This window comes from Streptococcus sp. 10824 (assembly GCF_013276595.1).
GTDB classification, from domain to species: domain Bacteria; phylum Bacillota; class Bacilli; order Lactobacillales; family Streptococcaceae; genus Streptococcus; species Streptococcus pseudopneumoniae.
Genome location: NZ_VMLH01000015.1, coordinates 1 through 3,687, shown reverse-complemented (window position 1 = coordinate 3,687; position 3,687 = coordinate 1). Strand labels below are relative to the sequence as shown.

Here is a 3,687-nt window from a genome sequence, read left to right as displayed (position 1 = left end):
GTCTATGAAAAGATTAGCGGACGTCGTTTTGAGCGAACTTCAATTGTTGCAGGACAAGTAGACGGAGAGTTTATAGCTCCCATGATTTACAAGAACAGCAGGACAAGCGATTTCTTTGTGGAGTGGTTCAAAACGCAACTCCTACCTGCTTTGAAGACACCTCATGTTATTATCATGGACAATGCTAGTTTTGATCCCAAGAACATTTTGGATGAACTCTGCATCCAAGATAAACACTTTTTCTTACCTCTACCGCCATATTCACCGGATTTGAATCCTATTGAGCAAGCTTGGGCTATCTTGAAAAAGAAAGTAACAGATTTATTAAGGGAAGTCCCAACTATTTTTGAATGTTTGGAACGCTTTTTTAAAACTAAATGACTATAAAACTTTTTTCCCAGATTTTTGTTTACTACTAAAGTTCACAATGGGTCTAATTTTTAAAATACTCTTGTTTAATTTTTGTAAGCAGATTGTTAGTAAAAGAGAATAACCCTGCTAAATTTCTAATCTACTTTATTCTATAGTAAAATGAAATAAAAATAGGACAAATCAATCAGGACAATCAAATCAATTTCTAGTAATGTTTTAGAAGTCCAGATGTACTATTCTAGTTTCAATCTACTATATATTATTCACTGACTAAAAAAGAAAACCTACCTTCTCAGTAGATTTTCTCTGTTTAAAATTTATTTCCAAGCGCCACTGGCATCTACATAGTAACCATCAGGTGTATAGGTGTTGTGAAGCATCTTACCAGTTGAAGCAAGGTAGTACCAAGATCCACTATCTTTTACCCATCCTGTTACCATAGAACCTGAGTTGTTTAGATAATACCAAGATCCACTATCTTTGATCCAACCTGTCGCCATAGAACCTGAGTCCTTTAGGTAATACCAAGAGTTATTATCATATAGCCAATTGCTAGCAATCATAGCTCCTGATGATTTAAAGGCATACCAGTTGCCACCCTGATAGAGCCAAGTTTGATTGAACATGACTCCTTTATCATTCATAAAGTACCAAGTTCCCTTGTCCTTAACCCAAGCATTTTTAACTAATTGACCTTGTTTTTGATAGTACCACTTTTCACTGTAATTCTTTTTTAGCCAGCTTTCTGCTTTTAGAATCGGATAAAGTATTTTGAAGGCTCCTCCCCCTCTGTAGGAATGACTGATAACTCCTGGTTTTTGAAGTTTCAATTCTACATAGTCGTCTTCCCAAGCAAACACTTTTTGACCATTGAGAGTCTCTGGTAAGGTAGCAGTGTAGGTCTTAGTTTGATAGTCCCATTTTGCATCAAGGTAGGTGTGTTGATCATTTGATTCGTCAATACGGAAGTAACCACTCTTTCCGCCATCATTATATACATCATCTACTACTTTAGTGGACCAGGTCTTTACTTCATTTCCGCTCTTGGCTTCTACCTTGATATCTCCTCTATAGCCATAAGGTACATAGAAATTCAGGTAACGCCCCTCTGTACCGACCATAGATTTGTCCTTTTCTTGACCTAGGAAATTGATAGTCTGATCTTGACCATTGAGACTAACCGTCCACTCGATTTTCTCAGTTTTTGGCAAATCCAAGACTTTGATATCCACTTCATGGCCATTGTTAAATCGAAGAATTTTGCCATCTTGATACTTAACCCCACCCTTAATAACCCATTCTTCTTCCAACTCAAAGGCTTGACCTGAATGAGGGAAAGCTAATAAAGCTAGACCTGCTAGAGATAAACCAAATAGTGTGATTTTTTTTGATACTTTCATTTTCTTAACTCCTTATTTTTGGAATAAAACAAATTGACTGTTTTTAGGATAAACTGATACATGTTGCTCTTCGTGAATTTGTGATGCAGCTTCAAGGACTAGAGGATAAGAGTATTGATACAGTTCCTCTAAAGTAATTTTTCCGTTAGTATTGGTGTCTGCCATAGGCGAAATCATTCTATTTTGAAGTGAATCCCAACCTGTACCCATTGCCCAGTATCTGGTGGCAAGACTACCTACTCCGACTACACTATACGATTCTTCGCCTTTCCAAGAGGCACATAGTACGAGGAATTTAGAATCAAGCATTTCACCATTCTTGCTTGCTACATCTCCTGTTGAAAATCCTGCCAAAAATGCTTGTTCATCAAATTTTTCTTCAGACTTGGAGGCAACCTTTTTGTCTGACTTACCTACATCTATAATTGTTCCTGAATAGCAACAATCCAGCATAACCACAAACTTACCTTTATATTGTTTCAGTATAGATGCCAATTCCCAGCCTGAAAATGTCTGACCATCGCTACCAAGATAGATTCTTCCGTCTCTTCCTCCATGACAAGTAAGGTAAAGATAGTTCACATCGCTTTCGATAGAAGATTTGAAAAGCTCTTGCGTTTTTGCAATAATCTCAGACTTAGTTTTATCTGGGAAACGAACAACTTTACTAAAGTTTTGGTTACCAAAAACCTTTTCCATAGCATTAACGTCTTCGATAGGTACTGCTCTCGTTGATGTTTCACCAAGAACTAAAGCACGGCGATTAATCGTTTGTCTTGCTCCACTACTAGCAAAGAAATAAGTATCATCTCCAATATTGTGCCAACCTGTCTGCATAGCACCGCTGGCAGCCAAATAATATTGTTTTCCTTCGATAGTCTGTAGGCCAGTTTGCATGACACCGCTAGTATTTAAATAGTACCAACTACCAGAAATCAAACACCATCCTGTTTTCATAGCACCACTAGTATCTAGATAATACCAATTTCCATATTCATTAAACCAACCTGTTTTCATCCAACCTTCACTATCAAAATAGTACCAGGTTTCATTGATCTTTTCCCACCCGTTTTTAGTGTAAGAACCGTCAGAGTGTTTATACCACCAACGGCTATTCGATTGAATCCAACTGCCATTAGAGTGACTATAAGACTTGGGAGAGATAGATTCTTGAGCAGAAACTGGACTATTTACTGGTAGTGTTGCCACTAGGCTCAGTAAAGCAACTGATGACAATAAAATTTTTTTCATAATCATATTGTCCTTTCTGTTTTATTTTTGTATAATCATATCACAAATAAAAAAACAGGTTTTATTTTTTGCAGAAATGGAAGAGGAATACTATGGAAAATTTTGGAGCAGTTTTAAAGGATATCCGTATTTCAAAAAATTTTCGTCTTAAAGATTTGGCTTGTGATAAGATTAGTGAGTCAACTATTTCTCGTTTCGAAAATGGGATTACAAAATTATCTATTGATCATTTTTACATATTGTTAAATCGCCTGGGGATATCATTTTCGGAATTTGAAGAATTAGTTCATTGCTATTATTCCAAAAAAGAATGCTTTTTTGAAGAATTAGAACATGCTGTAAACTCTTCAGATATCATTTTGTTACAAGAACTAATAAAGAAAATAGAGCTAAAACAAAAGCAGGAAAGAAGTTTATGCAATTTTCACATAAAATTGATTGCTGAACAACAGATTAATCGCCTTGTAAATCTTCCTTATAATACATCTAAATGCAATGAGATAATAAAGTATTTGCTTTCGGTAGATACTTGGATGGAGTATGAACTGAAAATTTTTTATAATTCGGTGTTTTTTATGAACACTAAAACCATAAGCTTATTATATAGAGCGGTAATCAAGAAAACACGACATTTTTTAAAAACAAATATGGGAACACATAGAGT

Annotated in this window: 3 protein-coding genes and 1 pseudogene; 2 read left to right on the top strand and 2 right to left on the bottom strand. The window is 35.6% G+C overall.

What is annotated here, in order from left to right; genetic code table 11:
- Positions 1–381 (top strand): annotated as a pseudogene (locus HT701_RS01635) (IS630 family transposase); the annotation flags it as partial.
- Between the two features lie 308 nt (positions 382–689).
- Here the strand turns inward: HT701_RS01635 and HT701_RS01630 are convergent.
- The gene (locus tag HT701_RS01630; RefSeq protein WP_000868697.1) at positions 690–1,772 is read right to left on the bottom strand and encodes an N-acetylmuramoyl-L-alanine amidase family protein; all 1,083 of its coding nucleotides are present in this window, start codon (positions 1,770–1,772) and stop codon (positions 690–692) included.
- A gap of 12 nt (positions 1,773–1,784) precedes the next feature.
- Positions 1,785–3,023: a caspase family protein gene (locus HT701_RS01625; RefSeq protein ID WP_000722389.1), complete on the bottom strand. Its 1,239-nt coding sequence runs from the start codon at positions 3,021–3,023 to the stop codon at positions 1,785–1,787.
- Positions 3,024–3,115: 92 nt separating this feature from the next.
- Here HT701_RS01625 and HT701_RS01620 point away from each other — a divergent pair.
- On the top strand, positions 3,116–3,687 hold a 572-nt coding region (locus tag HT701_RS01620; protein WP_133302226.1), incomplete at its 3' end, for an Rgg/GadR/MutR family transcriptional regulator.

Bases quoted from the DNA above. Each gene is read 5' to 3' on its own strand.
- HT701_RS01630 (WP_000868697.1), bottom strand. From the start codon at position 1,772: ATGAAAGTATCAAAAAAAATCACACTATTTGGTTTATCTCTAGCAGGT.
- HT701_RS01625 (WP_000722389.1), bottom strand. From the start codon at position 3,023: ATGAAAAAAATTTTATTGTCATCAGTTGCTTTACTGAGCCTAGTGGCA.